Here is a 24,722-nt window from a genome sequence, read left to right on the forward strand (position 1 = left end):
CGAGGCGAGGAGCGGGCGGTGGCGTACGACGTCGACGTGCTGGTGGTGGGGGGCGGGATCGTCGGGCTCTCCACGGCGTACGCGCTGACCGGGGCGCGGGCCGGGCTCCGGGTCACCGTGCTGGAGAAGGAGCCCGGTCTCGCCGCGCACCAGACCGGACGCAACAGCGGGGTCATCCACAGCGGCGTCTACTACCGGCCCGGCTCGCTCAAGGCCCGGTACGCGGTGGCCGGCGCCGCCGAGATGGTGGAGTTCTGCCGCGCCCAGGGCGTCCCGTACGAGGTGACCGGGAAGCTGATCGTCGCCACCCGGCCGGACGAGCTGGACCGGCTGCGGGTGCTGGCCGAACGCGGCCGGGCCAACGGCATCCCGGTCACCGAGCTGGACCGCCGGGGCATCGCCGAGTACGAGCCGCAGGTCACCGGCGTCGCCGGACTGCACATCGGCACCACCGGGATCTGCGACTTCCCGGGCGTGGCCGCCGCCTACGCCCGGCTGGCCCGCGAGGCCGGCGCGGAGATCCGGACCGGCACCGAGCTGCGGACGGTCGCCCGGCGGCCGGACGGCGTGACCGTCCAGACCTCCACCGGCGAGCTGCGCTGCCAGGTGCTGGTGAACTGCGCGGGCCTGCAGAGCGACCGGATCGCCCGGCTGGCCGGTGACGACCCCGGGGTCCGGATCGTGCCGTTCCGCGGCGAGTACTACGAACTCACCAAGGAGCGGAGGGAGTTGGTGCGGGGGCTGGTCTACCCGGTGCCCGACCCGGCCTTCCCGTTCCTCGGCGTCCACCTGACCCGGGGGATCCACGGCGATGTGCACGTCGGTCCGAACGCGGTGCCGGCGCTGGCCCGCGAGGGCTACGACTGGCGCACCGTCCGCCCGCGCGACCTCGCCGACACGCTCGCCTTCCCCGGTACCTGGCAGATCGCTCGCCGGCACTGGCGGTACGAGGTGGGCGAGCTGCGCCGCTCGCTCTCCAAGCGGGCGTTCACCACCGCCGTCCGGCGGCTGCTGCCCGCCGTCACCCCGGCGGACCTGGTCCGGGCCACCGCGGGCGTCCGGGCCCAGGCGGTGGCCCGGGACGGCTCGCTGCTGGACGACTTCGCGTTCGCCGGCTTCGACCCGGACGACCCCCGCTCCACCCGCCGGCTGGTGCACGTACTGAACGCCCCCTCCCCGGCGGCGACGGCCTCGCTCCCGATCGGCCGGGAGGTGGCCCGCCGGGCACTGGCCGCGCTGGAGGCCGGCGGGTGACCGCCCGGGCGGGCCGGACGCCGCCGGGGCTGCCGGGCGGACCGACCGCCACCGGGCCCGGCCGGCCACCGTGCGGGCCGGCCACCGAACAGGCCGACCACCGTCCGGGGCGGGCCGGACGTGGGGACCGTCACAGGCCCTGCGGCCCGCACCGGCAGGCCCCGTAGACTCGGTTGATTGTGACTGCCACCGCCCCGATCCCCCAGCCATCGCCCTCCGCCCGGCTCTCCGCCGCGCCCGCCGCGTACCCGGCGCCGATGTACCCGCGCAAGGCCACCGAGGCCCAGCACAGCGAGCGGCGCATCCGCAGCTTCCAGCCGCGCCGGGGCCGGATGACCAACGCCCAGGCGGACGCGCTGGACCGGGGCTGGGAGCGGTACGGCATAGCGATCGACGGCACCCCGCTCGACCTGGGCGAGCTGTTCGACGGCCGGCCGGTCACGCTGGAGATCGGCTTCGGCATGGGCGAGACCACCGCCGCGATGGCCGCCGCCGACCCGGCGACGGGCATCCTGGCCGCCGACGTGCACACCCCCGGCCACGGCAACCTGCTCGGGATGCTGGAGCGCGACGGCAGCCGCAACGTCCGGACGGCCGCCGGCGACGCGGTGATCCTGCTGCGCGACATGCTGCCCGACGCCTCGCTGGCGGGCCTGCGGGTCTACTTCGCCGACCCGTGGCCCAAGCCGAAGCACCACAAGCGCCGGCTGATCCAGCCGTCCTTCCTGGACCTGGTGCTCCCCCGGCTGGCGCCCGGCGCGCTGGTGCACTGCGCCACCGACTGGGAGCCGTACGCCGAGCAGATGCTCGCCGTGCTCTCCGCGTCGCCGGAACTGGAGAACCTGCACCCCGAGGGCGACGGCACCGGCTGGCTGGAGCCCGCGGACCACCCGGACGGCTCCGTCCCGGGGTACGCACCGCGGCCCGACTGGCGTCCGGTCACCAAGTTCGAACGGGCCGGTCTGGCCAAGGGCCACGTGGTGCACGACCTGCTGTTCCGCCGCCGCTGAGCCCCCGCCGGGTGTTCGACCCGGCGGCCGTCCGGCGGCCCTGACGCCGGACACCGGACGCGCACGGGCGGGGGATTCGTCCCGACTCCTCCCGGCGGCCCGGCGGAGTGCCCTACCCTGTGCCGGGTGAGCAGCCCGTCCGGCGGCGGGTACCGCACCGTCGTGCGGGCCGCCGACGACCGACAGGTGCCCACGCGCCCCGCCGGCACCCGGACCATCCCGGGGCCCCGGGGGCGCCGGGCCCACCTGTTCCTGCCCTGGCCGACCAGGGCGGGGACGGCCGGGGCCGGGCCCCCGCCCCTCCTCCCGGCCGGCGCCCCCGGTGCAGCTGATGCCGGCGCCCCCGACGGCCCGCGCGCGCCCCGGACGACCCTGCCGCCCCGCGTCGCCCGGGCGGTCCGCTCGGCCGCGCTCTCCTCCGTCACCACGACCGCCGTGCTGAGCCTCGCCGGCTGCGGGGTGCTGATCCTCCACCTGGTCCGCCGCCAGACCGGGACCACCGGGCTGCTGGTCGGCCTCGGGCTGGCCCTGGTCCCGCTGCCGTTCGTGCTCGGCGGCCTCGCCTGGCTCAACCAGACCGCCCGGGTGCCGCTGCGGCACACCGCCTTCTGCCTCGGCTGGGGCGCCTGCGCCGCCACCACGGTCGCGATCCTCGCCAACGGCTGGACCAGCAGCTACCTGACCGCTCACCAGGGCAGCCTCGGCGAGGTGCTCGGCGCCGACCTGGTCACCCCGGTGATCGAGGAGAGCGCCAAGGGCGCCGCCCTGCTCGTCCTGCTGCTCCCGCTCGGCCCGCGGCTCCGATGTCCCGGCCGGGGCTCCGACCGCCCCTGCGCCACCGTGCTGCGCAGGCTCCCGGGCCCCCGGCAGCCGCGCGGGTACGACCGTCGGCCCGCCCTGGCGCACGCGCGCGGCCGGCTCCGGCTCCGCCCCTACCTGCGCCCCCTGCCGTACCTGCGCCCCGCGCCCCCGACCCGCGACCACCGGCGGGCGCGCCGCCGGCCGCGCACGCTGGCCGCCGGGGTGGTCCTGGGCGGGATCACCGCCTGCGGCTTCGCCTTCACCGAGAACGCGCTCTACCTGGGCCGGGCCTTCACCGACGACCAGCAGCAGCGGCTGGACAGCATCGGGCTCGGCGAGGCGCCCAGCCTGCGGGACTTCGACGGCACGGTGCAGACCTTCGTCCTGCGCGGCCTGCTCTCCCCGTTCGCCCATCCGCTGTTCACCGCGCTGACCGGGCTGGGGCTGGCCGTCACGCTCACCACGGGGCGGCGCCTGCTGGCCCGGCTGGCGGCCCCGACGGGGCTGGTGCTGTCGATGGCGCTGCACGGCACCTGGAACGCCGCCGCGGACCTGGGCACGCACGGGTTCCTGCTGGTGTACGCGGTGCTGATGGTGCCGTGCTTCGCGGCCCTGGTCTGCTTCGCCGCCTGGGCGCGGGCGCGGACCGCCCGGCACGCCTCGCGCCGTGGGAGGGGGACGCTCCCGCCCCGGCCCCGGGGGCGGGAGCGGGGCGGGGGCCGGTTCGACAGCCGGTTCGACAGCGGGTTCGACGACCGGTTCGACGGCCGGGGCACGGGTCGGCCCGGGGCCCGGCCCGGGGGTCCTTGAGGAAGCGATTTCCCATTCGGGCGACTTCCCCGTATGGTTGTGTTTACCGACGCGGGGTGGAGCAGCTCGGTAGCTCGCTGGGCTCATAACCCAGAGGTCGCAGGTTCAAATCCTGTCCCCGCTACTCAGTAGCGGAAGGCCCGGAGGATTCGTCCTCCGGGCCTTCGCCGTTCCCGCCCGGACTCGACGACGGCACGGTCCTGCCACGAACCTGTAACAGCGGGCGCAGTCAAGATCCCCTAAAAACGCCGTAAAGCATACTGAGGTGCAAAGTCACTCGTTCGGACGCGTACAGTCGCGCCGAGTTAGGAACGCACTCATGCTGTCGAAGCGCCTTGCCGGTACCGCCGCGATCTGTCTGCTCCTCGCGGCCGGCGCCACCGCCTGCGGCGACACCAAGGACAAGGCCGGGGCCGGGACCGCGGCCGCCCCGAAGCTGGACACCGAGAAGCTCAGCGCCCAGGAGATCGAGCAGGCGGCCAAGGACGCCCTGTCGGCCGCCACGTCCGTGAAGATCACCGGCGACATCGCCATGGACGAGGGCAAGATGACCATCGACCTGGCCCTCGACACCAAGAGCCAGTGCACCGGCACCATGAGCATGCCCGGGATGGGCAAGTTCGAGATCATCAGCGACGGCAAGCAGTCCTACGTCAAGCCGGACAAGGAGTTCTGGACCGCCATCGGCGGCAAGGACGGCGCGAAGGCCGCCGAGCTGTTCAAGGGCCGCTACCTGTCGGGCCTGCAGGACTCCGACATGAAGGACCTCACCGAGGTCTGCAACCTCAAGGAGTTCAGCTCGAAGATCGTCGCGGACGACTCCGGCAAGAGCGACGTCACCAAGGGCGGGGAGGCCACCGTCAACGGCCAGAAGGCCTTCAGCCTCAAGGTGAAGGACCGGAAGGGCGAGGAGTCGACGATCCACGTCGCCACCGTCGGCAAGTTCTACCCGCTGCGGGTCGAGAAGAAGAGCGGCACCGAGGGCGGCCAGGTGGACTTCACCGACTACGACAAGCCGCTCACCATCCAGGCCCCGCCGGCCGACAACGTGATCGACTTCGCCAAGCTGCAGGACCAGCTCAAGTCCGCCTGAGAAATAATCCGTTGCCCTCCCCCGGTGGAGCTGCCTATCGTGGCGGCACACTGAAAGGAGGTGATCCTGAGTTGAGTTCCATCAGGATGTGTGAGGTGGCTGCTCGCTAGAGCCGCCCCTGCCTGCGCAGGGTGAGGTCCTTGGCCTCCGGCAGGCGAAATCCACAGCAGTCACCCGGCCCGCGGGCTCACCGGAACATCCCCGGTGCCTCGGTGCCCGGCCCCTCACGGGGTCCGGCAGCGAGGAGCAGCCCGCGGGCCGTCTGCATGTCCGGAGCCCCGCCGGAGCCCCCGCCGAAGGCCGCCGGAAGCCTCCCGACGCCGCCCCGGGGCGTTTCCCCGGCTGCTCCGGGGGCATCCCCCGCTAGAGTCGGCGCGCACTCCGGAGCGGAGCGGCACGGGCACGGGGGGGTGGGCCATGGCGGGGACGACACGGCGGAGCGGTGGTGCGGCGGCCGTGCGGACGGCGCAGCGGACGGTCGCCGGGGCACTGCTGGGCACGGGGGTGCTCGGGCTGCTGCTGTTCTCCCTGGGGCGCGCACGGCCCTGGCAGGCGCTGGGCGGCGGCCTGGTGGTGGCCTGCGCGGCGGCCGTGGTCGGCGGCGCGCTGGGCTTCCTCTTCGGGGTGCCCCGGGTACGCACCGGCACCGGCTCCGGCTCCGGCGGCTCCGAACCGCACGGCTCGTACGCACCGAACACCAATCTGGAACAGGTCTCCGACTGGCTGACCAAGGTGCTGCTCGGTGTCGGACTGACCCAGCTCGGCTCGCTCGGCGAGCGGCTGCACCAGCTCGGGACGGCGCTCGCGCCCGCGCTGGGCGGTGGCGCCGACGCGGTGCCGTTCTCGGCGGCGCTGGTCCTCTACTTCCTGCTGCTCGGCTTCCTGGCCGGGTGGCTGCTGACCCGGCTGGCGCTGCCCCAGGTGCTCTCCGGCGCGGACCAGGCGCTGGACCTCTTCCTGGCCGGCCAGGACCGGGACCGCAAGGGCGACCGGGTCGGTGCCGACGACCTGCGGATGCGGGCGATGCAGCACCTCGGGCTGGTCGGCACCAGCACGGAGCGGCCGGGCGACCTGCCCGGGTCGGTGCTGCCGGCGGGCCCGGCGGCCGGGCCGGAGAGCGTGGTGGCCGAGGTCCGGTCGACGGCGCGGCGTTCGGCGCTGACGGCGGACCGGGTGCGGGACCTGTTCGCCGACGGCTCGGAGGGCCGTCGGATCCAGGCGCTGGCGCTGATGCAGGGCGATCCGGCGCTGGCCGACCTGCCGAGCGTGCTGGAGGCGATCGAGCGTCCGCGCTCCGGCTTCGAGCAGTACCACGCGCTGCTGGCGGCCCGCGGGCTGCTCTCCCGGCTGCCGGCCGACGAGGCCCGGCTGCTGCGCGAGGCGGTGGCGGGCCGGCTGATGGCACCGGACGGCATCCCGTACGGGTCGGACCGGAGCTGGCTGGCGGAGAAGATACTGTCCCGCCTGGACACGCCGGTCTTCCTCCCGCAGCAGGCCGGACCGGTGGAGGGCGGGGCCCAGCCCGGAGCCCAGCCGCCCGCGAGCCCGCCGCCCGGGGGCCGGCCGTCCGCAGCGCAGCCGTCGGGGGCGCAGCCGGAGGCGTCGTAGGGCCCGTGCGGCAGGGCCGGCCGGTCCCGGCCGCCGGGACCTGCGGACGGCCCGGCCGTCCCGGTCAGACCGCGAAGCGGAGCTCCGGCCGGTCCCAGCCGATCGTCGGCCCGGCCGGGTGGGTGCCGACGCGCCGGGCGCCCATCCTCAGGTAGAAGGCCTCGGCCGGCGGGTGGGAGACCACCCGGATACCGCCGGTGACGCCCGCGGCACGGGCCCGGTCGAGGAGGTGGGCGATGAGCTGCCGGCCGATGCCGAGGCCCTGCGCCTCGTCGGCGACGAACATCAGGTCCAGCTCGGCCGGGTCGGTGACCAGCGCGTAGAAGCCGAGCAGGTGGTCGTCGGCGGCCCGGACGGCGAGGTGCACCTCGTGCCGGGCCAGGTAGTCGGGCGTCACCCGGTAGCCGGCGGTCATCGGCGCGTACTCGCCCCGGTAGGCGGAGCAGTCCTGGACCAGTGCGGTGAGCCGGTCGGCGTCCGAGGCCGCGGCTGCCTTGATCAACATCTCGCTCATGGGCGATGAGTATAGGGTCACTGCCCGCAGGTGACCATTACCAATGGTGGCCCCGGGACGGTCGGCCGACTCGTCGGAGGACCAGCACGCGCCTTCGGCGGCCGCCGCCGAAGGGCGGGACGACGCGGATCTCGCTGGCGATCCGGAGCTCGCCCAGGGCGTACCGGACGGCGTCGAGACGGGTGCTGCGGCGGCCTTCGCCGTCGTACAGCGGGTGGACGTGGACCTCGCCGCCGGGGGCGGTGACGCGGACCAGTTCGGCCAGCGCGGCCAGCTGCCACTCCGGCCCGAACAGGTCCGGGTAGGCGAAGACCAGGTAGCCGCTGAGGGTGAGGGCGAAGGTGCCGTCCGCGAAGGGCAGGCGGGGTAACGCGGCGGCCACGTACTGCCCGGGGTGGGCGGCGCGGTCGGCGGCGAACATCCGGCGGGCCCGGTCCCAGCTGCGCAGGTAGCGGTCGGGCGGGCAGTGCCGCGGCTCCGGGTAGAGCTCGGGGCGGGCGGCCATCGCGGCGGCCATCGCGGACCGGGCGGCCAGTGCCCGGGCGGTGATCTCGGCAGTCGGCCGGGCGTACACCGGGTCGGTGGCGATGACCCGGCAGCCGAGCGCGCGGGCCTCGGCGGCCAGACCGGCGGCGCCGCCGGGGCAGTCCAGCAGCGGCCCCGGGAGGGCGGCGAGCCGGGCCCGGGTGAGGCCGAAGAGCCCGCAGTACTCGTCCAGCGGGCGGGAGGTGACCAGGGCGCCGGACGTGCCGGGGGCGGTGCCGGATGCGCCGGGGGCAACGGAGGCCGTGCCGGGCGCGGCGGCGGGCGTGCCTGCGGGCCGGGTGTCGGGGCGGGTGGCGGTTCGGTCGGCCATCCCGGCCATCGGAACACGGGCCGGCCCCGCCCGCATCCGGAGTGTTCCGGGGCGGGCGGGGCCGGAGGGCCGCCGAGAGGGGCCGGGAGTCAGGAGGTGCCGGGGCTGAAAGGAGGTCGGGAGCCGGGGAGGTCAGGAGGCCAGGAGGGGCCGGGGTGCCGGGGCGCGCCGGGCGGCGGACCGGTCAGCGGCCGAGCAGGCCCCGGGCGGCGAGCCGGTTGACGTTGGTCAGGCCGCGCACCAGCTGCGGGGTGATGAAGACGAAGAGCAGGCCGACCAGGCAGACGCCCGCGATCTGCGGCCCCGACTCGACGTAGAAGACGTGCTGGTCGCCGTCGCTGTCGGTGAAGTCGAACAGCCTGTAGCCCGGCCAGTCGGTGTAGGTCGGGAAGACCCAGTGGTAGACGGGGTAGAGCGCGAGGGTCCAGCCGACGACCAGGAAGACCGAGGACATCACCAGGCTGAGGATCGCCCACGGGAACATCACCACCTGGTGGAGCACGGCCTTCCAGCCGGCCGCGTCCGCGAGGCGGGCGGTGATCCCGCCCCAGGTGCCGGGCCGCTTGGCCCGGACCGGCTCCGGGCCGGGCACGTCCAGGGCCAGCATGGTGCGGACCCGGGACCGCTCCAGCCGGCCGAAGCCCCGGCCGGTGGTGGTCAGCAGGGCCAGCACCGGCAGGCCGAGGACGGTGACGAAGGTGCCGAGCCCCAGGGAGAACAGGGTGACGGCGATGGCGAAGCCCGCGGTGGCCGCCGGGAGGCCGGTCAGGGTGTAGCCGAGCTCGCGGTAGAAGTAGGCGGTGAACGGGGCCCGCCAGGCGTACGGCGGCTCCTCGGTCCGACGGGCGGCGACGTCGCGGCGGTCGTGCGCGTCGTACGGCTCGTACGCGTCGTACTCGCTGCGCTGCATGCTGTGGGTGCTCATGACGGGGTCTCGGTCCCTCGGGTCGGTCGTCGTGCGGCGTGTCCTGCTGACACCTGAAGCCTGTCAAAACGCCGCCCCGGCGGACATCCGGCTCCCCGGCGAACCGGGGGTGGGGTTATCCCCCCTCCCCCGGACGGGACCGCTCGGACCCGGGCCACTCGTCGGAGAGCAGCGCGTACAGGTACGAGTCGTGCCAGCGGCCGTGCAGCCAGAGGTCGTGCCGGATCCGGCCCTCCAGCCGGAACCCGGCCCTGGTCAGCACCCGGACGGAGGCCGCGTTGTCGACGTCCACCCGGGCCTCCAGCCGGTGCACCCCGAGCGGGCCGAAGGCGAGGCCGCAGAGCAGCCCGGTGATCTCGCCCGCGTAGCCCCGGCCCCAGGTGTCACGGCGCAGCGCGTAGCCGAGCGTGGCCGAGCGGTGGTCGCCGAGGCCGAGCGCGGCGTTGCCGATCGGGACGGCGTCGGCCGGGTCGTCGGCGCCGGCTAGCTCGGTGACGGCGAGCCGGTAGACCGTCCGCCGCTCCTGCTCCGCCTCCTCCAGGTACTGCTCGATCTGGTCGGCGCAGGCCTCGCGGTCGCGCGGTTCGAACGGCAGGTAGCGGGTGGCCTCCGGGTCACCGAAGACCGCGTGCAGCGCGTCGACGTCCTCGGGGGTGTGGTGGAACTCGCGGATGGCCAGCCGGGGGCCGGTGAGTCGGATGGGCACCATGCCTGCCGACCCTACCCGCGACCAGCGGTTACGGTTCGGAGTTATGGAAGACGAAGACCTGCGGCTCGCCCCGCGCACCAAGGCCGCCGAACTGCTCTCCTGGGCGGAGTCGGAGGGCCGCTCGCCGGTGCCCGGGGGCCCGCTGCGGGCGGTGCTGGCGCTGCTGGAGCTGGGCGGGGGCAGGATGCACGACGGCTGGCCCGAGCTGACCTCGGGTGCGGTCGAACACCTGCTGTACGAGCGGCTGCACCTGTACGTCCAGCCCGGGCCCGGGCAGGATCCACTGGCGTACGGCGCCGCGGTGCGGCTGCTGATCGACCACCAGCGGGCCGCGAAGCGGCTGAACGCCAAGCGGCAGGAGCGGCTGCACGCGGAGGCCGAGTGGCAGGGCGAGCTGGCGGCCGGGCTGCTGCGCCGGGCCGACCTGGTGACCTGGCCGCGGCTGTACACGCTGCTGCTGCGCGCGGCCGGGGTGGACACCGCCGACGGGGCGGCGGTGCGGTCCTGGCTGGAGGAGTTCGGCGGGCTGGCGGAGGAGGACCGGCTGGCGGCGTTCGCGGCGCTGGAGGAGGACGGCACGCTGGACCCGGTGGACGACGGGGGCTGGGGCGGCGGGACCAGGGAGCTGGCGGTCGGGATGGCCTCGGACGGTGCGCGGCGGCTGCTGGAGCAGGGGCTGATGCAGCGCAGCTACCGGAACCTGGAGGCGCTGACCGCGCTGGGCCGGCCGATGCCGGCGGAGCTGACCGGGGACTTCGGGGCGTTCGAGGAGGCGGCGGTCGAGGCGGCGCTGGAGCTGTCGGGCGAGTGGACGGTGCCGGGGCTGCCGCGGCTGCTGGTGGAGGAGTTCCCGGAGCTGGCGCCGGAGCCGGGGCAGGCGGAGATCGACGCGTACCTGGCGGGGCTGCCGGAGGAGCCGTCGGACGAGTCCTGGGACGAGCAGTGGGACGAGTCGTGGGACGAGGCGTCGCCGGACGCGTCGGAGGGTGCGTCGGGGGACGGGACCGGGGACGGGCCGGCGGAGCCGGTCACGGAGCGGCCCGGGGCCTGACGGATGCGCGGGAGCCCCGGCGCGGTCCTCGGTGGACCGGGCCGGGGCTCCTCGGCGTCCTAGGGGCCCCGGTGCCCGCCGGTCGGCCCCGGTGCTGTCCGGCGGCCGGCGGTGGCGGTGGCGGTGGGGTTCAGGGTGTCAGGGGGTGACGCCGCGCTGCTCGAACCAGCTCTCCGGGTCGACCGGGGCGCCGCCGCCGGGCCGGACCTCCACGTGCAGGTGCGGGCCGGTGACGTTGCCGGTGGCCCCGACCTTGCCGATCTGCTGGCCGGGGACGACCTTGCCGGAGCCCTTGATGATCGAGGAGAGGTGGCAGTACCAGATCTCGGTGCCGTCGGGCAGGGTCTCGACGATCCGGTAGCCGTAGGCGCCGGCCCAGCCGGCCGAGGTGATGGTGCCCTGGCCGACCGCGTAGACGGCGGTGCCGGTGTCGGCGGCGAAGTCCAGGCCGGTGTGCAGGTGGGCCCAGTAGCGGGCGCTCTGGCCGTAGTGGGCGGAGAGGTTGTAGTCGCGCACCGGCAGGTTGATGGCGGCGAGCTTGGCCTTCTCGGCCTCCTCGGCGGCGCGCTTGGCCTGCGCCTGCTGGGCGAGCTGGGCGGCGCGCTTGGCCTCGGCCTCCTGGGCGGCCTGCACCCGGGCGGTCTCCTCGGCGGCGGTGCGCTGGCTGTCGGCCTGCTGCTGGATCCGGGCCGCGAGGGCGAGGCCGGGGTCGGCGGTGAGGGCGACCGGGGTCTCGTCCGGGGTCTCGACGGCGGGTGCGGCGGCCGGGGTCGCGGAGGCGAAGCCGGTGGCGCCCAGGGTGGCGGCGACGGCGGTGACGCCGAGCAGCGGAGCGGTGCCGCGGGTCTGACGGGGCATCCGGTGCCGGTTGGTCTCCGCGGCCGGCGGAGCGGTCTCGTCGGCCGGGCCGCCGTACGGGCCCGAGTGGGCCGCGGGGCGGGGGTGGTCGAGCAGCTGGGTACCGGCGGAGGGGCCGGACGGGTGTGCCGGGGTGTGCGTCGACGCCACGGAGGCGCGCTCCTTTCCTTCCTTCGCGCCTACCGGGTTAGCTGACGGGTTCGGAGCAGGAAGGTCTCCTACGGCTGGGCCTGGGCCCGGCCGATTCACCCCAAGGAACGTGGTTCCCCGGCTCCCTGGCCTGCCCGGAGGCCGGCCGGCGGGATTAGGCGACGGCGCACGGTGCCGTCTGGGTACGGCGTTGAGGACCGCGCTGCGTTATCAAACGTTAATCCGAGAGGCCCCCGATTCCAAGCCATCCGTTGAGGAGGGCGGGATACGGCCCGGGCACCACGCGGCCCGATGGGCGTTTTGGGACGATTGACGACAACTGACACTACCGAACGTGATAGGACGTCAACGAACGGCCCCCCATCTGAGTACTTCTACTCATGTGCGGCCGGCGGCGGCGCGGCCATCCTGGCGCCATGAGCGCACCGATGCAGTCACGCACCACGGCCGCGTACTACGTCCAGGCCGTACTGTCCTTCACCCTCTCCGCCGTCGCCCTCGCGGTCGGGATCGCCTACCTCCCGGTCGAGCCCTGGACCCGGGCCTTCCTCGGCCTCGGCCTGCTCTACACCATCACCTCGGCGTTCACGCTGGCCAAGGTGATCCGGGACCGGCAGGAGTCCACCGACCTGGTCACCCGGGTCGACCAGGCGCGGCTCGACAAGCTGCTGGCCGAGCACGACCCGTTCAAGGTGGAGGGAGTCTGAGGCGCGGCCGCACCCCACGGGGCCGCCCAGCGCGGGGCCGCACCCCACGGGGCCGCCTCGCGGGCCCACCCCGGAACCCGCGCCGGCCCCCACCCCGGGGCCACCTCCGGAACCGCTCCGCCCGGAGGCCCTTCCGGAGCCGCCACCTCGGATCATGGTCGATAGCTTGACGGCTAAGGCTATTAGCCTTAGCTTTATGGCTATCGGCGCACTCGCCGACGACCCGAACCCGCGCGGCACCCGCCCCGCGGCGGACCGAGGAGGCCCACCATGACCGGCACCGTCCCCGTCACCCGCTACCTCGACCTCCCCGGCGGCCGGCTCGCCTTCGACGACTCCGGGCACGGCGAGGGCGCCCCCGTCGTCCTGCTCCCCGGGATGCTCGACAGCCGGGCCGCGTACCGGCACCTGCGGCCGCTGCTGACCGCCGCCGGCCACCGGGTGATCACCATGGACCTGCGCGGCTTCGGCGACTCCTCGATCGCCTGGGACGACTACTCGCCCGCCGCGATCGCCCGCGACACCCTCGCCCTGCTCGACCACCTCGGCATCGGGCGCGCCGTGCTGGCCGGCAGCTCGTACACCGGCGCCACCGTGGTGAAGGTCGCCGGGGACGCCCCCGAGCGGGTCGCCGGCATCGTCCTGCTGGACGCCTTCGTGGAGAGCCCGCCGCCGAACGCCCTCAAGCGCGCGGTGGTCGGTGCGATGGGCGCCCTGGTGGTCCACTCGCCGGCCTTCTGGGGCCTGTACCAGCGGAAGCTCGCCTACCCGACGGTCAAGCCCGCCGACCACGACGCCTACGTCGACGGGCTGGTCGCCGCGCTGCGCACCCCCGGCCGCAGGACCGCCACCCGCGGCCACGTCCGGGGGGACTCCGCACCCGTCGGCTGGACCGCCGCCGTACGGTGCCCGGCCCTGGTCGTGATGGGATCCAAGGACCCCGACTTCCCCGAGCCGGAACTCGTCGCCGACCGGCAGGCCGCCGCGCTCGGCGCCCGGAAGGTGATGATCGAGGGCGCCGGGCACTACCCGATGGCCGACCACCCGCAGGCCACCGCCGACGCCCTGCTGTCCTTCCTCGCCGGCCTGGCCTGAACCGCCGCCCCGCACCGCCACCCCGGCCCGAGCACCCGCCGCCCCGCACCGCACCGCAGCCGCACCGAGTCCCCAGGAGAACCGCCGTGCCCCGAGTCGGACTGACCCCCGGGCAGGTCGTCGACCACGCCCTCGCCCTCATCGACGAACAGGGCCCCGAGGCCCTCACCCTGGCCGCCGTCGCCGGCCGCGCCGGCGTCGCCACCCCCTCGCTGTACAAGCACGTCAGCGGCGGCCTCGCCGAACTGCGCCGGCTGGTCGCGGTACGGGTGACCGAGGAACTGGCGGACCGGCTCGCCGAGGCCGCCCTCGGCCGCGGCGGGGACGACGCCGTCGCCGCCGTCCTGCGCGCCTACCACGCGTACGCCACCGAGCACCCGCACCGGTACGGCGCCCTGCCGCAGGCGCCGCAGCCGGACGACGACCTGACCGCGGCGGCCGCCCGGCTGGTCGGGGTGATCGTCGCGGTGCTCCGCGCGTACGGACTGGAGGGTTCCGAGGCGATCCACGCCGCCCGGACCTTCCGCTCGCTGGCCCACGGCTTCGCGGCGCTCTCGATCGGCGGCGCCTTCCAGCTCGCCGAGGACCTGGGGGACACCCAGGAGCGGATGATCACCGTACTGACGGCGGGCCTGCACGGCTGGCCCCGGCCCTGAGGGCGGCGCGCGCGGAGGACGACGAAGGGCCCGGAGCGGGGGATGCTCCGGGCCCTTCGGGGTGAGGTGGGGCTAACAGGACTTGAACCTGTGGCCTCTTCCTTATCAGGGAAGCGCTCTAACCGTCTGAGCTATAGCCCCGTGCTGCACGGAGAAGGGTACCGGACCGCGAGGGGGTCGACGTGCCACCGGGCTCCCCACGGGTGGCCCCGAACGGACAATCGGGATCAATCGGGCGACACGGGTTAGATTGGCCCGGCTGACAGGCGGTCACGGCCGAGGGTCGGCCGACGGCGGCGGAGCGGTGCCACCGGGGGCCGGCTCCGCCGCCGTCGTGCCGCCCGGACCGCCGCTCGCCCGCATTGCAAATAAGGTATTAAGAATTAACTGCCCCATAAGGAACCGGAAAGGCCGGAAATCCGTGGACCCGCGCAGCAGCCCCACCGCGCGCAGTGCCATGCGCTGTGTCCGCTTATTGCTCGGCTGCACCAGCGCCGCCGAACTGCTCGGCACCGTCCTCTCCGAAGGACCGGGCTGGATCACCGGCGAGGGCTCCGCGCTCTATCTGCTGGACTCCGCCGGAATGCTCCGGCTCACCGCCTCCCACGGCCTGCCCGACTGGGCCCGCGAGCGCTACGGCGTCGTCGATCCGGCCGGCGACCTCCCCGCCGCGACGGCGCTCCGGCTGCGCCGCCCCTACCTCCTCAGCCCCGAGCGCACCAGCGTCGACTACCCCAACCGGAACGCCGGGATGGGCACCGGCATGGTCGCCGTCATCGCGCTGCCGATGGTGGTCGACGAACAGCCGGTCGGCGTGCTCGCCCTCGCCCTCGCCCACCGGGGCACCGTCCCCCGGCGCGACCTCGACGTGCTGGAGACCCTCGGCGACGCCTGCGCGCACCGGCTCGCCCACCTGCTCGACCACGCGCAGGCCGGGCGCCGGGCGCAGGCGGATCAGGGCGCGCGCGCCGTGCACGCCGGGCGGCCCGGGGAGGCGGGGCAGCGCGGACCGGGAGGGGTGCGCCCCGGGCCCGGCCCCGACGGCACCGGGCCGGGCACCGGGCCGGGCACCGGACCAGGCAGCGGACCAGGCAGCGGGCCGGGCAGCGGGCCGGGCCACCCGATGCTCTCGCTCGCCGTCCGGGCCGCCGGGCACGGCGCCTTCGAACGCGACCTGGTCACCGGCGAGACCTACTGGGACGACCACGCCCACCGGCTGGTCGGACGGCCGGTGCCGGACGGCGACGGCCCGGCACCGGCCCCGGACCTCGACCTGCTCGTCCACCCCGAGGACCTGCCGGACGTCCAGGCGGCGCTCGCCGAGGCGCTCGACACCGGCGGCCCGTACCGGATCCGCTACCGGGTGCCGCGCCGGGGCGGCGGGGTGATCCGGATCGAGGAGACCGGGGAGGTGATGCTGGACGTGCACCGCCGGCCGGTCCGGATCGCCGGGCTGCTCGCCGACCGCGACCACGGCCACGACCCCGAGGAGCGCCCGGCCGCCCCGGAGAGCGGCACCCCCGCCGCCGGGGCCCGTTCGGCGCTGCTGCTCGCCCTCACCCGGGCGCTCTCCCGGGCCGTCACCGTCCGGGACGTGACCACGGCCGTCACCGACGTCGCCCGGCCGGCCTTCGGCGCCGCCGGCATCGTGCTCGACCTGGTGGACGAAGGCCGGCTGCTGCCGGTCTCGCACACCGTCTACGGCGGTGCGCGACGCACCGAGCTGACCCGGCTGGCCGACCTCTCCGAAGGCGTGATGCAGCGCGCCCTGGCCCGCTCCGCGCCGCTGTTCAGCGAGCCGGGCCGGAGCGCGGGCGGCCCGGGCGGGCACACCGGGGACGGGCCGGTCGGGCACACCGGGGACGGCCGGGGAGTGGACGGGCAGGCTCCGGGCGGGCCGCTCACGCCGGCGGCCTGGGCGGTGCTGCCGCTGGTCGCCTCCGGCCGGCAGGTCGGCTCCTGCCTGATCACCTTCGCCACCGAACGCGTCTTCGGCCGCGAGGACCGCACCCTCTACTCGGCCTTCGCCGGCGTCCTCGCCCAGTCCCTGGAGCGCGCCCGGCTGTACGACACCCACCACCACCGGGCCACCGAACTGCAGCGCGCGATGCTGCCGCGCTCGCTGCCCCGGCTGCCCGGGATCGCCAGCGCCGCCCGCTACCTGCCGAGCACCGAGGGCATGCAGATCGGCGGTGACTGGTACGACCTGCTGCGGCTGCCCGACGGCCGGACCGGCCTGGTGATCGGCGACGTCCAGGGCCACAACGCCGAGGCGACGGCCGTGATGGGGCAGCTGCGCAGCGGCCTGCGCGCGTACGCCACGGACGGGCACGACCCGGCCGCCACGCTGTCCCGGACCAGCCGGCTGCTCTCCGAACTGGACACCGAGCTGTTCGCCACCTGCCTCTACCTCACCCTCGACCCGTCCGACGGCACCCTGCGGGCGGCCCGCGCGGGGCACCCGTCCCCGGTCCGGATCACCGCGGACGCCCGGGCGGTGGAGCTGGAGCTGCCCGGCGGACCGCCGCTGGGCGTCGACCCGGACGCCTCGTACCCGCTGGTGGTGGAGCACCTGGCGCCCGGCGAGACGCTGCTCGCGTACACGGACGGCCTGGTGGAGGACCGGGAGGAGGACTACGACGAGTCGGTGCACCGGATGCTCGGCGGGCTGGAGCTGTGGGCCCGCGACACCGGCCCGGCCCGGTTCGGTCCGGCGCCGTCCCTGGAGCGGTTGGCCGACCTGCTCACCCTGAACGTGACCGAACGACGCTCCCGCCCGGACGACGTCGCCCTGCTGCTGTTGCACCGGTTGTCATCAGGGCAATAGGACCCTTGCCGGGGAGCGGCCGAAGTGTTCGCCGACCGTCGGATCGGGCCCGAAGAACGGTTTCTTGGCGTGCTATTGACGGGATATCGACGAGATCCGGTCACTTGGCGAGATCCGTTCACACCTTCGTAGGATCATCACCCTAGAATTCGCCGCGTGACGATGACTCAGTGGTGCGCAACGGCAACCGGCGTACTCGCCGCCCTCGCCTTCGTGGCCGCCGCCCGCTACCGCGCGGTCTCCGCCACCCAGCGCCGCAAGGTCACCCAGCAGCAGGACGAGACCGACCGGCTCCGGGAACAGCTCGCCGCCGAACTCGCCCGGCGCGGCGCCGAACTGGCCGCCGTCCAGCAGGAGCAGGAGCTCAACGCCTCCACCCAGCGGGCGTTCCTCAGCGTGGCCCGCCGGATCCTCGTGATGGCGCACGACCAGCAGGCCCTGCTGGACGAGATGGAGCGCACCCACGACGACCCCGCCCTGCTGGAGGGCCTGCTCAAGGCGGACCACGCGGCCGCCCAGCAGGCCCGGCTGGCCCAGACCCTGGCCGTCCTCTGCGGCGCCCGGGCCGGCCGGCACTGGCCCGAGCCGGTCTCGCTGGAGGACGTGGTGCGCGGTGCCCAGTCGCGCATCCTGCCGTTCCAGCGCGTGGTGGTCCGCAGCCGGATCGAGACCGCCGTGGTCGGCGCCGCCGCCGAGGCCCTGATCCACGCCGTGGCCGAACTGCTGGACAACGCCACCCGCTACTCCCCGCCCAGCACCCAGGTGTTCGTCACGCTGATGCCGGTGCACAACGGAGCCGTCATCGAGATCGACGACGGCGGCGTCGGCATGCCCGAGCAGGCCGTCGCCAAGGCCGCCGCCGCGCTGGCCGGCGGGACCGCGATGGAGGTCTCCCGCCTCGGCGAGGTCCCGCAGCTCGGCCTGGCGGCGGTCGGCCGGCTCGCCGAGCAGTACGGGTTCCGGGTCACCCTCAGCTCCGCGCCCTCGCCGTACGGCGGGGTGCGGGTCGTGGTGCTGCTGCCGAACGCCCTGCTCACCGAGCCGCTGCCGCCGACCGTGCCGGGCTTCGGCACGGACGACGCGGTGTTCGGCCCGGGCCCGCACCGGGCCCCCGCGCCCCCGCCGCCGGGCACCCCCGCGCCCGGCCGGCAACCGGCGCACGGTTCGCCGGGCCCGTACGGGGCGCCGGGCGGGCACGGCTCCCCGGGATCGCACCGGTCCCAGGGCGCACCAGTCCAGGGCTCCCCCGCCCGGGACGCGTACGGCCGGGACGGGTTCGGCCAGGACGCGTACGGCTCCCGCGAGACGTACGGTGCGCAGGGCGGGTACGGGCAGCAGGACCAGCCCGGGCCGCAGTCCGCGCAGGACCCGTACGGCTACCCGGCGCCGTCCGAGTACCCGCCGCTGTACCCGCCGGCGACCGGCTACCCGCCGGCACCCGGCACGCCCTCGGCCGGGACCCCGTCGACCGGGACCCCGTCGACCGACCGGCCGCCCGCGGCCGGCACCACCCCGCCGCCGCTGCCGCGCCGGAGCCACCGGCGCGACCGCGCCACCCGGCACGCCGCGCCCGCCGCGCCGACCCCGCCGCCCGCTCCGCCGTACCGCTCGGCGCAGCAGGCGCAGGCGTTCATGGCGATGTTCCAGGCCGGCACCGCCAGCGGCCGCTCGGCCGCCCAGGCCCACTCCCAGGGCCACTCCCAGGACCAGGCCCACTCCCAGGCCCAGTCCCAGGGCCACGCCGAGAACCACGCAGAGGGCCCCGACCGGGCCCACCCCTCCGGCCACGACCGGCACCCCGGCCGGCCGCAGGCCCCGCACGACCCTTCCCTTCCCGCTTCCCCCCAGCTTCCCCAGCGCTCCGGAGAGTTCCATGACCACCACCCCTGACCTCGGCTGGCTGCTCGCCGACATCGTCTCCGTCCCGGAGGTCCAGCACGCCGTCGTGGTGTCCAACGACGGCCTGGAGATCGGACGCAGCGCGGGCATCGTGCGCGAGGACGCCGAGCGGCTCGCCGCCGCCTGCTCGGGCCTCCAGTCGCTGGCCCGCGGCGTCGCCCAGGGCTTCGGCGGCCACGGCAGCGCGACCCGCCAGATCATCATCGAGTACGGCGGCGGCTACCTCTTCATCGTCGCCGCCGGAGCCGGCGCCCACCTGGCCGTGGTGACCGCCGAGGCCGTCGACGCCGGACTGGTCGCCTACCAGATGCAGGTCCTGGTCGAACGGATCGGCTCCCACCTCACCAGCCCGCCGCGCGCCGATCTCGCGGCGGGGGGCCAGCGGTGAACGGGCCGGTCCGGCCCTACGTCATCACCGGCGGCCGCAGCCGCCCCACCCGGACCGCCCTGGCCGTCGAGAGCCTGGTCACCGCCTTACCCGACCGGCCCGAACTGCCCGAGGACGCGCTGCTCAACCGCGAGCACCAGCGGATCCTGGACCTCTGCCGCAGCCTGCTGTCGGTCGCCGAGGTGGCCGCCTACCTGGGGCTGCCGCTCGGTGTCGTCAAGGTGCTGGTCGGCGACCTCTGGGACCTCGGCGCCGTCCAGGTGCTCCCGCCCGTCCCGCAGGCCGAACGCCTGCCCACAACCCTCCTGGAAGAGGTACTCGTTGGCCTCCGCCAACTCCGCTGACGCCCTCGCCGGCGCACCCGCCGGTGCGCCCGCAGACCGCCCCGCCGAGCCCAAGTACCTGCCGTCGTCCGTCCAGGGCGCGGTCAAGATCCTCGTCACCGGCCCGTTCGGGGTCGGCAAGACCACGCTGGTCGGCTCGCTCAGCGAGATCGCCCCGCTGCGCACCGAGGAGACCATGACCGCCGCCAGCAGCGGCGTCGACGACCTCACCGGGCACAGCGGGAAGACCACCACCACGGTCGCGCTGGACTTCGGCCGGATCACGCTCAACCCCCGGCTCGCCCTCTACCTCTTCGGCACACCGGGCCAGCAGCGGTTCTGGCCGCTCTGGGACGACCTGTCGCGCGGCGCGCTCGGCGCCATCGCCATGGTCGACCTGCGCCGCCCGGACGAGAGCTTCGACGTGCTCGGCCGGCTGGAGGAGCAGCGGATCCCGTTCGCGGTGGCCGTCAACACCTTCCCGGACACTCCGAGCTACCCGGAGGAGGAGCTGCGGTCGGCGCTGGACCTGCTGCCCGAGGCGCCGATCCTCTACTGCGACGCACGGGACCGGCGGGCCTCGTACGACCTGCTGATCGACTTCGTCGACCACCTGCACTCCACGGCCGTACTGGAGCTCCAGCGATGACGACTCCCGAGCCCGGCACCGCGCTCCCGCCGCCCGGCTGCCCGGCGCACGCGGGCGGCGCGCTGCCCGGCGGGCTGCCCGTCGGCGTGCCGCTCACCCCGCTGTACGGCACCGCCGTCGCCGACGACCCGCACGGCCTGTACTCCCGGCTGCGCGCCCAGTACGGACCGGTGGCGCCGATCGAGCTGGAGCCGGGGGTCGAGGCCTGGCTCGTCCTCGGCTACCCCGAGCTGCTCGAACTCACCCGCAACGAGGCGCTGTTCTCCAAGGACTCGCGCCGCTGGCGGGTCCCCGCCGAGGGCCGGCTGGCCGCCGACTCGCGGCTCCAGCCGATGACCGCCTGGCGCCCCACCCTGCTCAACCTGGACGGCGCCGAGCACCAACGGCTGCGCGCCGCCGTCGCCGACACGCTCGCCCAGATCGACCACCGGCAGCTGCGCGAGACCACCGAGACGGCCGCCGACGCGCTGATCGACAGCTGGGGCCCGGACGGCACCGCCGACCTGGTCGCCCAGTACGCGCGCCGCCTGCCGCTGCTGGTCTTCACCCAGCTGCTCGGCCTGCCCGCCGACACCGGGCAGCACCTGATCCAGCTGATCAGCCACATCGCCGACAGCGGCGCCGAGTCGGTGCGCGCCAACACCGAGTTCCAGGCGATCCTGGTCGACCTGGTCCGCCGCCGGCGGGCCACGCCCGGCGCCGACCTGACCTCCTGGCTGCTGGCCCACCCGGCCGCGCTGACCGACGAGGAGGCGGTGCACCACCTGGTGGTGATGATGGTCGCCGGCAACGAGACCACCATCTGCTGGACCGGCAACACGCTTCGGCTGCTGCTGACCGACCGCCGGTTCCGGGCCACCCTCACCGGCGGACGGCTGACCGTCTCGGACGCGCTGGAGGAGGTGCTCTGGCGCGACCCGCCGACGCAGAACTTCCCCGGCCGGTGGGCCACCGGGGACACCGTCCTCGGCGGCCAGTACATCAGCCGGGGCGACATGCTCGTCCTCGGCCTCGCCGCGGCCAACGCCGACCCGGCCGCCCAGGGCACCGGCGGCGTCGGGCACGGCGCGCTCGGCGGCAACCGGGCCCACCTCGCGTGGGGCGCCGGCCGGCACGTCTGCCCGGCCCAGCAGCCCGCCCGGATCATCGTCGAGACCGCCGTCGAGACCCTGCTGCACCGTCTGCCGGACCTCCAACTGGCCGTGCCGCCGGGCGAGCTGGCCTGGCGTCCGTCGCCGTGGTCGCGCGCCCTGGTCAGCCTGCCGGTGCTCTACAGCGCCTTCACCCCGCCCCGACCGCCAGCCCCCGAGAGGCCCGCCGCATGGACACCGCCGCAGCCGCCGAGCACGACCGCCCCGGCCACGGAGCCGTCCCCCTCCGGGGGGAGTCCGACGCCGGGCAGCCCGACGCAGGCAGCCCCGAACCCCGCCGGCCCGACGCCGGGCAGCCCGACGCAGGCCGGCCCGAGCCCGTCCGGCTCGACCCCTTCGGACGGGACCAGCACGGGGAGAACGCCCGGCTCCGGGAAGCCGGCCCGGCGGTCCTGGTGGAGCTCCCTGGCGGGGTGGTGGTCTGGGCAGTGACCCACCACGACACCCTCCAGGAGCTGCTCGCCGACCCGCGCGTCGGCAAGAACCCGCAGCTCTGGACGGTGTTCCGGGAGGGCCGCCTGCCCGCCGGATGGCCGCTGACCAACTTCGTCACCGTCCCCGGCATGATCACCGCCGACGGCGACGACCACCGGCGGCTGCGCGGCCTGGTCACCCAGGCGTTCACCCCGCGCCGGATCGCCGCGCTGCAGCCCGCCATCGAGGCCCGCACGGTCGCACTGCTCGACCGAATAGCCGACCTGGAGGGCGAGTTCGACCTGCGCGAGCACTTCGCGTACCCGCTGCCCATGCAGGTGATCGGCGAGCTCCTCGGCCTGCCGCCCAAGCAGCAGGACGAACTGCACGAGCTCTCCGACACCCTGGTCTCCAGCTCGGCCACCCCCGAGGCCGCGATCGCCGCCCAGCAGTCGCTGTTCGCCCTGCTCGCCTCGGTGGTCGCCGCCAAGCGGGCCGAGCCGGGCGACGACCTCACCACCGACCTGATCGCCGCGCGCGAGGACACCGACCGGCTCAGCGAGCAGGAACTGGTCGGCACCCTGCTGCTGATGCTGGTGGCCGGCCACGAGACCACGCTCAACCTGATCACCAACGCCGTCCGGGCCCTGCTCGCCCACCCCGAGCAGCTGGAGCTGGTGCGGAACGGCACGGCGTCCTGGTCGGCGGTGGTGGAGGAGACGCTGCGCCACGACTCGCCGGTCGGCCAGTTCCCGCTCCGGTACGCGGTCGAGGACATCCCGGTCGGCGACGCGGTGATCCGGCGCGGCGACGCGCTGCTCGCCTCGTACGCGGCCGCCGGGCGGGACTCCGGGCACTACGAGGACGCCGACCGCTTCGACCTCACCCGGCAGCCGAACCGGCACCTGTCGTTCGGCCACGGCCCGCACTTCTGCCTCGGCTCCGGGCTCGCCCGGATGGAGGCGGAGACGGCGCTGCGGTTCCTGTTCGAGCGGTACCCCGCGCTGGCGCTCGCGCCGGGGCCGGTGCCGGAGCCGATCGGGTCGTTCGTCAGCAACAGCGTGCGGACGCTGCGGGTGACCGCCTGACCGTCCGGAAGTGACCGCGGGGCGGCCGGGTCGTTGGGGGTTCCATGAAGAAACTCGCCACCCTGGCCGCCCTCACCATGGCCGGCCTCGCCGCCGCCGTCCCGGCCGCCTCCGCCGCCACCTCCACGGCGACCTCGCCGGACGCGCTCGGCGGACTCTCCGAGGGACTCACCCTCTCCCCCGCCGACCTCGTCATCCACCAGGCGAAGGACCTGCCCCTGGTCGGGAAGGCCGCCACCGAGGTCGAGGCCGTCGGCACCAACCAGATGACCCACCCCGGCCTCAGCGGCCAGATCGGCCACGGCCTGTGACACCCGTCGGCGGATGTGCCGCGGGCCCGGACCACGGGCCCGGCCCCGGCTCAGGACCCGGGGCCGTCGGAGGGCGCCCCGACGCGCCCGCCGGCGGCCCCGGGCGGTCCTGACCAGGGCTCACCCGCCGTCGGGGGCGCTCAGTTCCTGCAGCTCCTGGTAACCCAGCCCGCCGTCGAGCGCGGTGTACGTGCCGTCCGCGTACACCTCCTCGGCGGCGCGGCGCACCGCCGCGTACGCCGCCCGGGCCAGGCCCGGCCCCAGGCTGACCCGGGCCACGCCCAGCCGCGCGAGCTCCGGCACGGACGGCGAGCCCGGCCCGGCCAGCACGTTGAGCGGCGCCGGGACGGCCCGCACCAGCGCGGCGATCACCTCCGGGTCGGCCACACCGGGCACGAACACCCCGTCCGCACCGGCCTCGACGTAGGCGCGCAGCCGGGTGACCGCCTCGTCCAGCCGGCCCTCCGGATCGCCGAGGCCGAGCAGGAAGACGTCGGTCCGGCCGTTGACGAAGAGGTCCACGCCGGCCGCGTCCGCCGCCGCGCGGGCCGCCGCGATGCGCTCGGCCGCCTCGGCGGCGGGCCGCGGGCCGTCCTCCAGGTTCACCCCGACCGCACCGGTGGCGAGCAGGGCCCCGGCGGTCTCGCCCACCCCGGCGGCCGTCTCCGCGAAGCCGCTCTCCAGGTCGGCGGTGACCGGCAGGCCGACCGCGCGGACGATCAGCGCGGTCTGGGCCAGCACCTCGTCCCGGTCGGCGGCGTCCCCGTCCGCGCTGCCGAGCGTCCAGCTGACGCTCGCGCTGGCCGTCGCCACCGCCCGCGCCCCGGCGGCGGCGACCAGTCGGGCGCTCGCCGCGTCCCAGACGTTGGCGAGCACCAACGGCTCACCGGGGCGGTGGAGTTCGCGGAGCAGGCGGGCCTTGGCTTGCTGCTGTGCTGTCATGCTCCCGGACCCTACTTCGCGGCCGGGCTGAGCCGGGAGGTGACCCCGATCCGGTTCCAGGAGTTGATGGTGATGATCAGGGCGATCAGCTGCGCCAGCTCGGCCGGCTCGAACTGCGCGGCGGCCTCCTGGTAGACGGCGTCCGGCACGTGGCCCTCGGTGAGCAGCGTGACCGACTCGGTCAGCGCGAGCGCGGCCCGCTCCCGGGCGGTGAACCAGGGGGTCTCGCGCCAGGCCGGGAGGGAGAGCAGCCGGTGGTCCCGCTCGCCGTTCTTCAGCGCGTCGGTGGAGTGCATGTCGATGCAGAACGCGCACCCGTTGATCATCGAGGCGTGCACCTTGACCAGTTCGGCGAGGACCGGGTCCACGCCCTGCCGGGCGGCGCGCTCCACCGCGAACATCGCCTTGTAGAAGTCGGGTGCCAGGTCGGGGAGGGAGATCCGCTGCGCGGGGGCGGGGACGGGGGTGTCGGCCGAGGTCTCGTTCGTCGTCGTCATGCCTGTCAGCCTAGGGGCGCGGTGGCCTGCGCAACTGGTGCGTTCGCGTCGAGGAATCATGGGCCACTTCGCGGGATGCCCGGGCGCTTGCGCTGCTGCCTCGGGCCGGCCCGAGGCGGCCCGGGCCGCCTCGGGC

24 protein-coding genes, 2 tRNA genes and 1 riboswitch are annotated in these 24,722 nt (G+C 75.3%); of the genes, 18 read left to right on the top strand and 8 right to left on the bottom strand.

Features of this window, described 5'->3' with window-relative positions; translation table 11 throughout:
* Positions 1-18 precede the first annotated feature (18 nt).
* The 6 genes from lhgO (at position 19) to AC067J_RS07210 (ending at position 6,576) form a co-directional block, all read left to right on the top strand.
* Positions 19-1,254 carry an L-2-hydroxyglutarate oxidase gene (gene lhgO, locus AC067J_RS07185; RefSeq protein ID WP_478296964.1) on the top strand — a complete coding sequence of 412 codons (1,236 nt, stop codon included), beginning with the start codon at positions 19-21 and terminating at the stop codon, positions 1,252-1,254.
* Between the two features lie 179 nt (positions 1,255-1,433).
* A complete protein-coding gene (gene trmB / locus AC067J_RS07190) occupies positions 1,434-2,264 on the top strand; it encodes a tRNA (guanosine(46)-N7)-methyltransferase TrmB (protein ID WP_478296965.1) in 831 nt (276 codons plus the stop codon).
* 126 nt (positions 2,265-2,390) lie between these two features.
* Positions 2,391-3,875: a PrsW family intramembrane metalloprotease gene (locus AC067J_RS07195; RefSeq protein WP_478296966.1), complete on the top strand. Its 1,485-nt coding sequence runs from the start codon at positions 2,391-2,393 to the stop codon at positions 3,873-3,875.
* A 50-nt stretch (positions 3,876-3,925) separates the two neighbouring features.
* A tRNA-Met gene (locus AC067J_RS07200) sits at positions 3,926-3,999 on the top strand.
* Between the two features lie 195 nt (positions 4,000-4,194).
* Entirely contained in the window at positions 4,195-4,968 is a 774-nt protein-coding gene (locus AC067J_RS07205) for a hypothetical protein (RefSeq protein ID WP_478296967.1), read from the top strand.
* 417 nt (positions 4,969-5,385) lie between these two features.
* Positions 5,386-6,576 carry a hypothetical protein gene (locus AC067J_RS07210; RefSeq protein ID WP_478296968.1) on the top strand — a complete coding sequence of 397 codons (1,191 nt, stop codon included), beginning with the start codon at positions 5,386-5,388 and terminating at the stop codon, positions 6,574-6,576.
* A gap of 64 nt (positions 6,577-6,640) precedes the next feature.
* On the opposite strand, the gene AC067J_RS07215 is transcribed toward AC067J_RS07210, so the two are convergent.
* The 4 genes from AC067J_RS07215 to AC067J_RS07230 form a co-directional block, all read right to left on the bottom strand.
* Entirely contained in the window at positions 6,641-7,090 is a 450-nt protein-coding gene (locus tag AC067J_RS07215; RefSeq protein ID WP_478296969.1) for a GNAT family N-acetyltransferase, read from the bottom strand.
* A 37-nt stretch (positions 7,091-7,127) separates the two neighbouring features.
* Positions 7,128-7,946, bottom strand: coding sequence for a hypothetical protein (locus AC067J_RS07220; RefSeq protein WP_478296970.1), 819 nt, complete (start codon positions 7,944-7,946; stop codon positions 7,128-7,130).
* A 184-nt stretch (positions 7,947-8,130) separates the two neighbouring features.
* The gene (locus tag AC067J_RS07225) at positions 8,131-8,871 is read right to left on the bottom strand and encodes a sensor domain-containing protein (RefSeq protein ID WP_478296971.1); all 741 of its coding nucleotides are present in this window, start codon (positions 8,869-8,871) and stop codon (positions 8,131-8,133) included.
* A gap of 115 nt (positions 8,872-8,986) precedes the next feature.
* A complete protein-coding gene (locus AC067J_RS07230) occupies positions 8,987-9,580 on the bottom strand; it encodes a GNAT family N-acetyltransferase (RefSeq protein WP_478296972.1) in 594 nt (197 codons plus the stop codon).
* 43 nt (positions 9,581-9,623) lie between these two features.
* Between AC067J_RS07230 and AC067J_RS07235 the strand changes: the two genes are divergently transcribed.
* On the top strand, positions 9,624-10,631 hold the full coding sequence (locus tag AC067J_RS07235) for a hypothetical protein (protein WP_478296973.1): 1,008 nt from the start codon (positions 9,624-9,626) through the stop codon (positions 10,629-10,631).
* Between the two features lie 138 nt (positions 10,632-10,769).
* Here the strand turns inward: AC067J_RS07235 and AC067J_RS07240 are convergent, their stop codons facing one another.
* Positions 10,770-11,639 carry a M23 family metallopeptidase gene (locus tag AC067J_RS07240; RefSeq protein ID WP_478296974.1) on the bottom strand — a complete coding sequence of 290 codons (870 nt, stop codon included), beginning with the start codon at positions 11,637-11,639 and terminating at the stop codon, positions 10,770-10,772.
* A gap of 12 nt (positions 11,640-11,651) precedes the next feature.
* Positions 11,652-11,810: riboswitch (cyclic di-AMP (ydaO/yuaA leader) on the bottom strand.
* Between the two features lie 245 nt (positions 11,811-12,055).
* Between AC067J_RS07240 and AC067J_RS07245 the strand changes: the two genes are divergently transcribed.
* From AC067J_RS07245 to AC067J_RS07255, 3 genes are all read left to right on the top strand, one after another.
* Complete coding sequence (locus tag AC067J_RS07245) at positions 12,056-12,346, top strand: YiaA/YiaB family inner membrane protein (protein WP_478296975.1); 291 nt, start codon at positions 12,056-12,058, stop codon at positions 12,344-12,346.
* Between the two features lie 270 nt (positions 12,347-12,616).
* Complete coding sequence (locus AC067J_RS07250) at positions 12,617-13,441, top strand: alpha/beta fold hydrolase (protein WP_478296976.1); 825 nt, start codon at positions 12,617-12,619, stop codon at positions 13,439-13,441.
* 86 nt (positions 13,442-13,527) lie between these two features.
* Positions 13,528-14,097, top strand: a complete 570-nt coding sequence (locus AC067J_RS07255) for a TetR/AcrR family transcriptional regulator (protein WP_478296977.1) — start codon at positions 13,528-13,530, stop codon at positions 14,095-14,097.
* A gap of 67 nt (positions 14,098-14,164) precedes the next feature.
* Here AC067J_RS07255 and AC067J_RS07260 read toward each other — a convergent pair.
* Positions 14,165-14,238: transfer RNA gene (locus AC067J_RS07260), tRNA-Ile, on the bottom strand.
* Between the two features lie 280 nt (positions 14,239-14,518).
* On the opposite strand from AC067J_RS07260, the gene AC067J_RS07265 reads away from it, so the two are divergent.
* The 8 genes from AC067J_RS07265 (at position 14,519) to AC067J_RS07300 (ending at position 23,147) form a co-directional block, all read left to right on the top strand.
* Positions 14,519-16,924 carry a SpoIIE family protein phosphatase gene (locus AC067J_RS07265; RefSeq protein ID WP_478296978.1) on the top strand — a complete coding sequence of 802 codons (2,406 nt, stop codon included), beginning with the start codon at positions 14,519-14,521 and terminating at the stop codon, positions 16,922-16,924.
* 162 nt (positions 16,925-17,086) lie between these two features.
* On the top strand, positions 17,087-18,814 hold the full coding sequence (locus AC067J_RS07270; RefSeq protein WP_478297372.1) for a sensor histidine kinase: 1,728 nt from the start codon (positions 17,087-17,089) through the stop codon (positions 18,812-18,814).
* Complete coding sequence (locus tag AC067J_RS07275; RefSeq protein WP_478296979.1) at positions 18,798-19,211, top strand: roadblock/LC7 domain-containing protein; 414 nt, start codon at positions 18,798-18,800, stop codon at positions 19,209-19,211. The genes AC067J_RS07270 and AC067J_RS07275 overlap by 17 nt, the downstream gene beginning before the upstream one ends.
* Positions 19,208-19,555, top strand: a complete 348-nt coding sequence (locus AC067J_RS07280; protein ID WP_327679639.1) for a DUF742 domain-containing protein — start codon at positions 19,208-19,210, stop codon at positions 19,553-19,555. The genes AC067J_RS07275 and AC067J_RS07280 overlap by 4 nt, the downstream gene beginning before the upstream one ends.
* 58 nt (positions 19,556-19,613) lie before the next feature.
* The gene (locus tag AC067J_RS07285; RefSeq protein ID WP_478297373.1) at positions 19,614-20,183 is read left to right on the top strand and encodes a GTP-binding protein; all 570 of its coding nucleotides are present in this window, start codon (positions 19,614-19,616) and stop codon (positions 20,181-20,183) included.
* On the top strand, positions 20,180-21,766 hold the full coding sequence (locus AC067J_RS07290; RefSeq protein ID WP_478296980.1) for a cytochrome P450: 1,587 nt from the start codon (positions 20,180-20,182) through the stop codon (positions 21,764-21,766). The genes AC067J_RS07285 and AC067J_RS07290 overlap by 4 nt, the downstream gene beginning before the upstream one ends.
* Positions 21,763-22,836: a cytochrome P450 family protein gene (locus tag AC067J_RS07295; protein ID WP_478296981.1), complete on the top strand. Its 1,074-nt coding sequence runs from the start codon at positions 21,763-21,765 to the stop codon at positions 22,834-22,836. Before AC067J_RS07290 ends, AC067J_RS07295 begins: the two co-directional genes overlap by 4 nt.
* Before the next feature lie 44 nt (positions 22,837-22,880).
* The gene (locus AC067J_RS07300; protein ID WP_478296982.1) at positions 22,881-23,147 is read left to right on the top strand and encodes a hypothetical protein; all 267 of its coding nucleotides are present in this window, start codon (positions 22,881-22,883) and stop codon (positions 23,145-23,147) included.
* 120 nt (positions 23,148-23,267) lie between these two features.
* Here AC067J_RS07300 and AC067J_RS07305 read toward each other — a convergent pair whose 3' ends face one another.
* Both AC067J_RS07305 and AC067J_RS07310 read right to left on the bottom strand, forming a co-directional pair.
* On the bottom strand, positions 23,268-24,089 hold the full coding sequence (locus AC067J_RS07305) for an isocitrate lyase/PEP mutase family protein (RefSeq protein ID WP_478296983.1): 822 nt from the start codon (positions 24,087-24,089) through the stop codon (positions 23,268-23,270).
* A gap of 11 nt (positions 24,090-24,100) precedes the next feature.
* Positions 24,101-24,586, bottom strand: coding sequence for a carboxymuconolactone decarboxylase family protein (locus AC067J_RS07310; protein ID WP_478296984.1), 486 nt, complete (start codon positions 24,584-24,586; stop codon positions 24,101-24,103).
* Between the last annotated feature and the right edge of the window lie 136 nt (positions 24,587-24,722).

The organism is Kitasatospora sp. NPDC042419, from assembly GCF_056437345.1.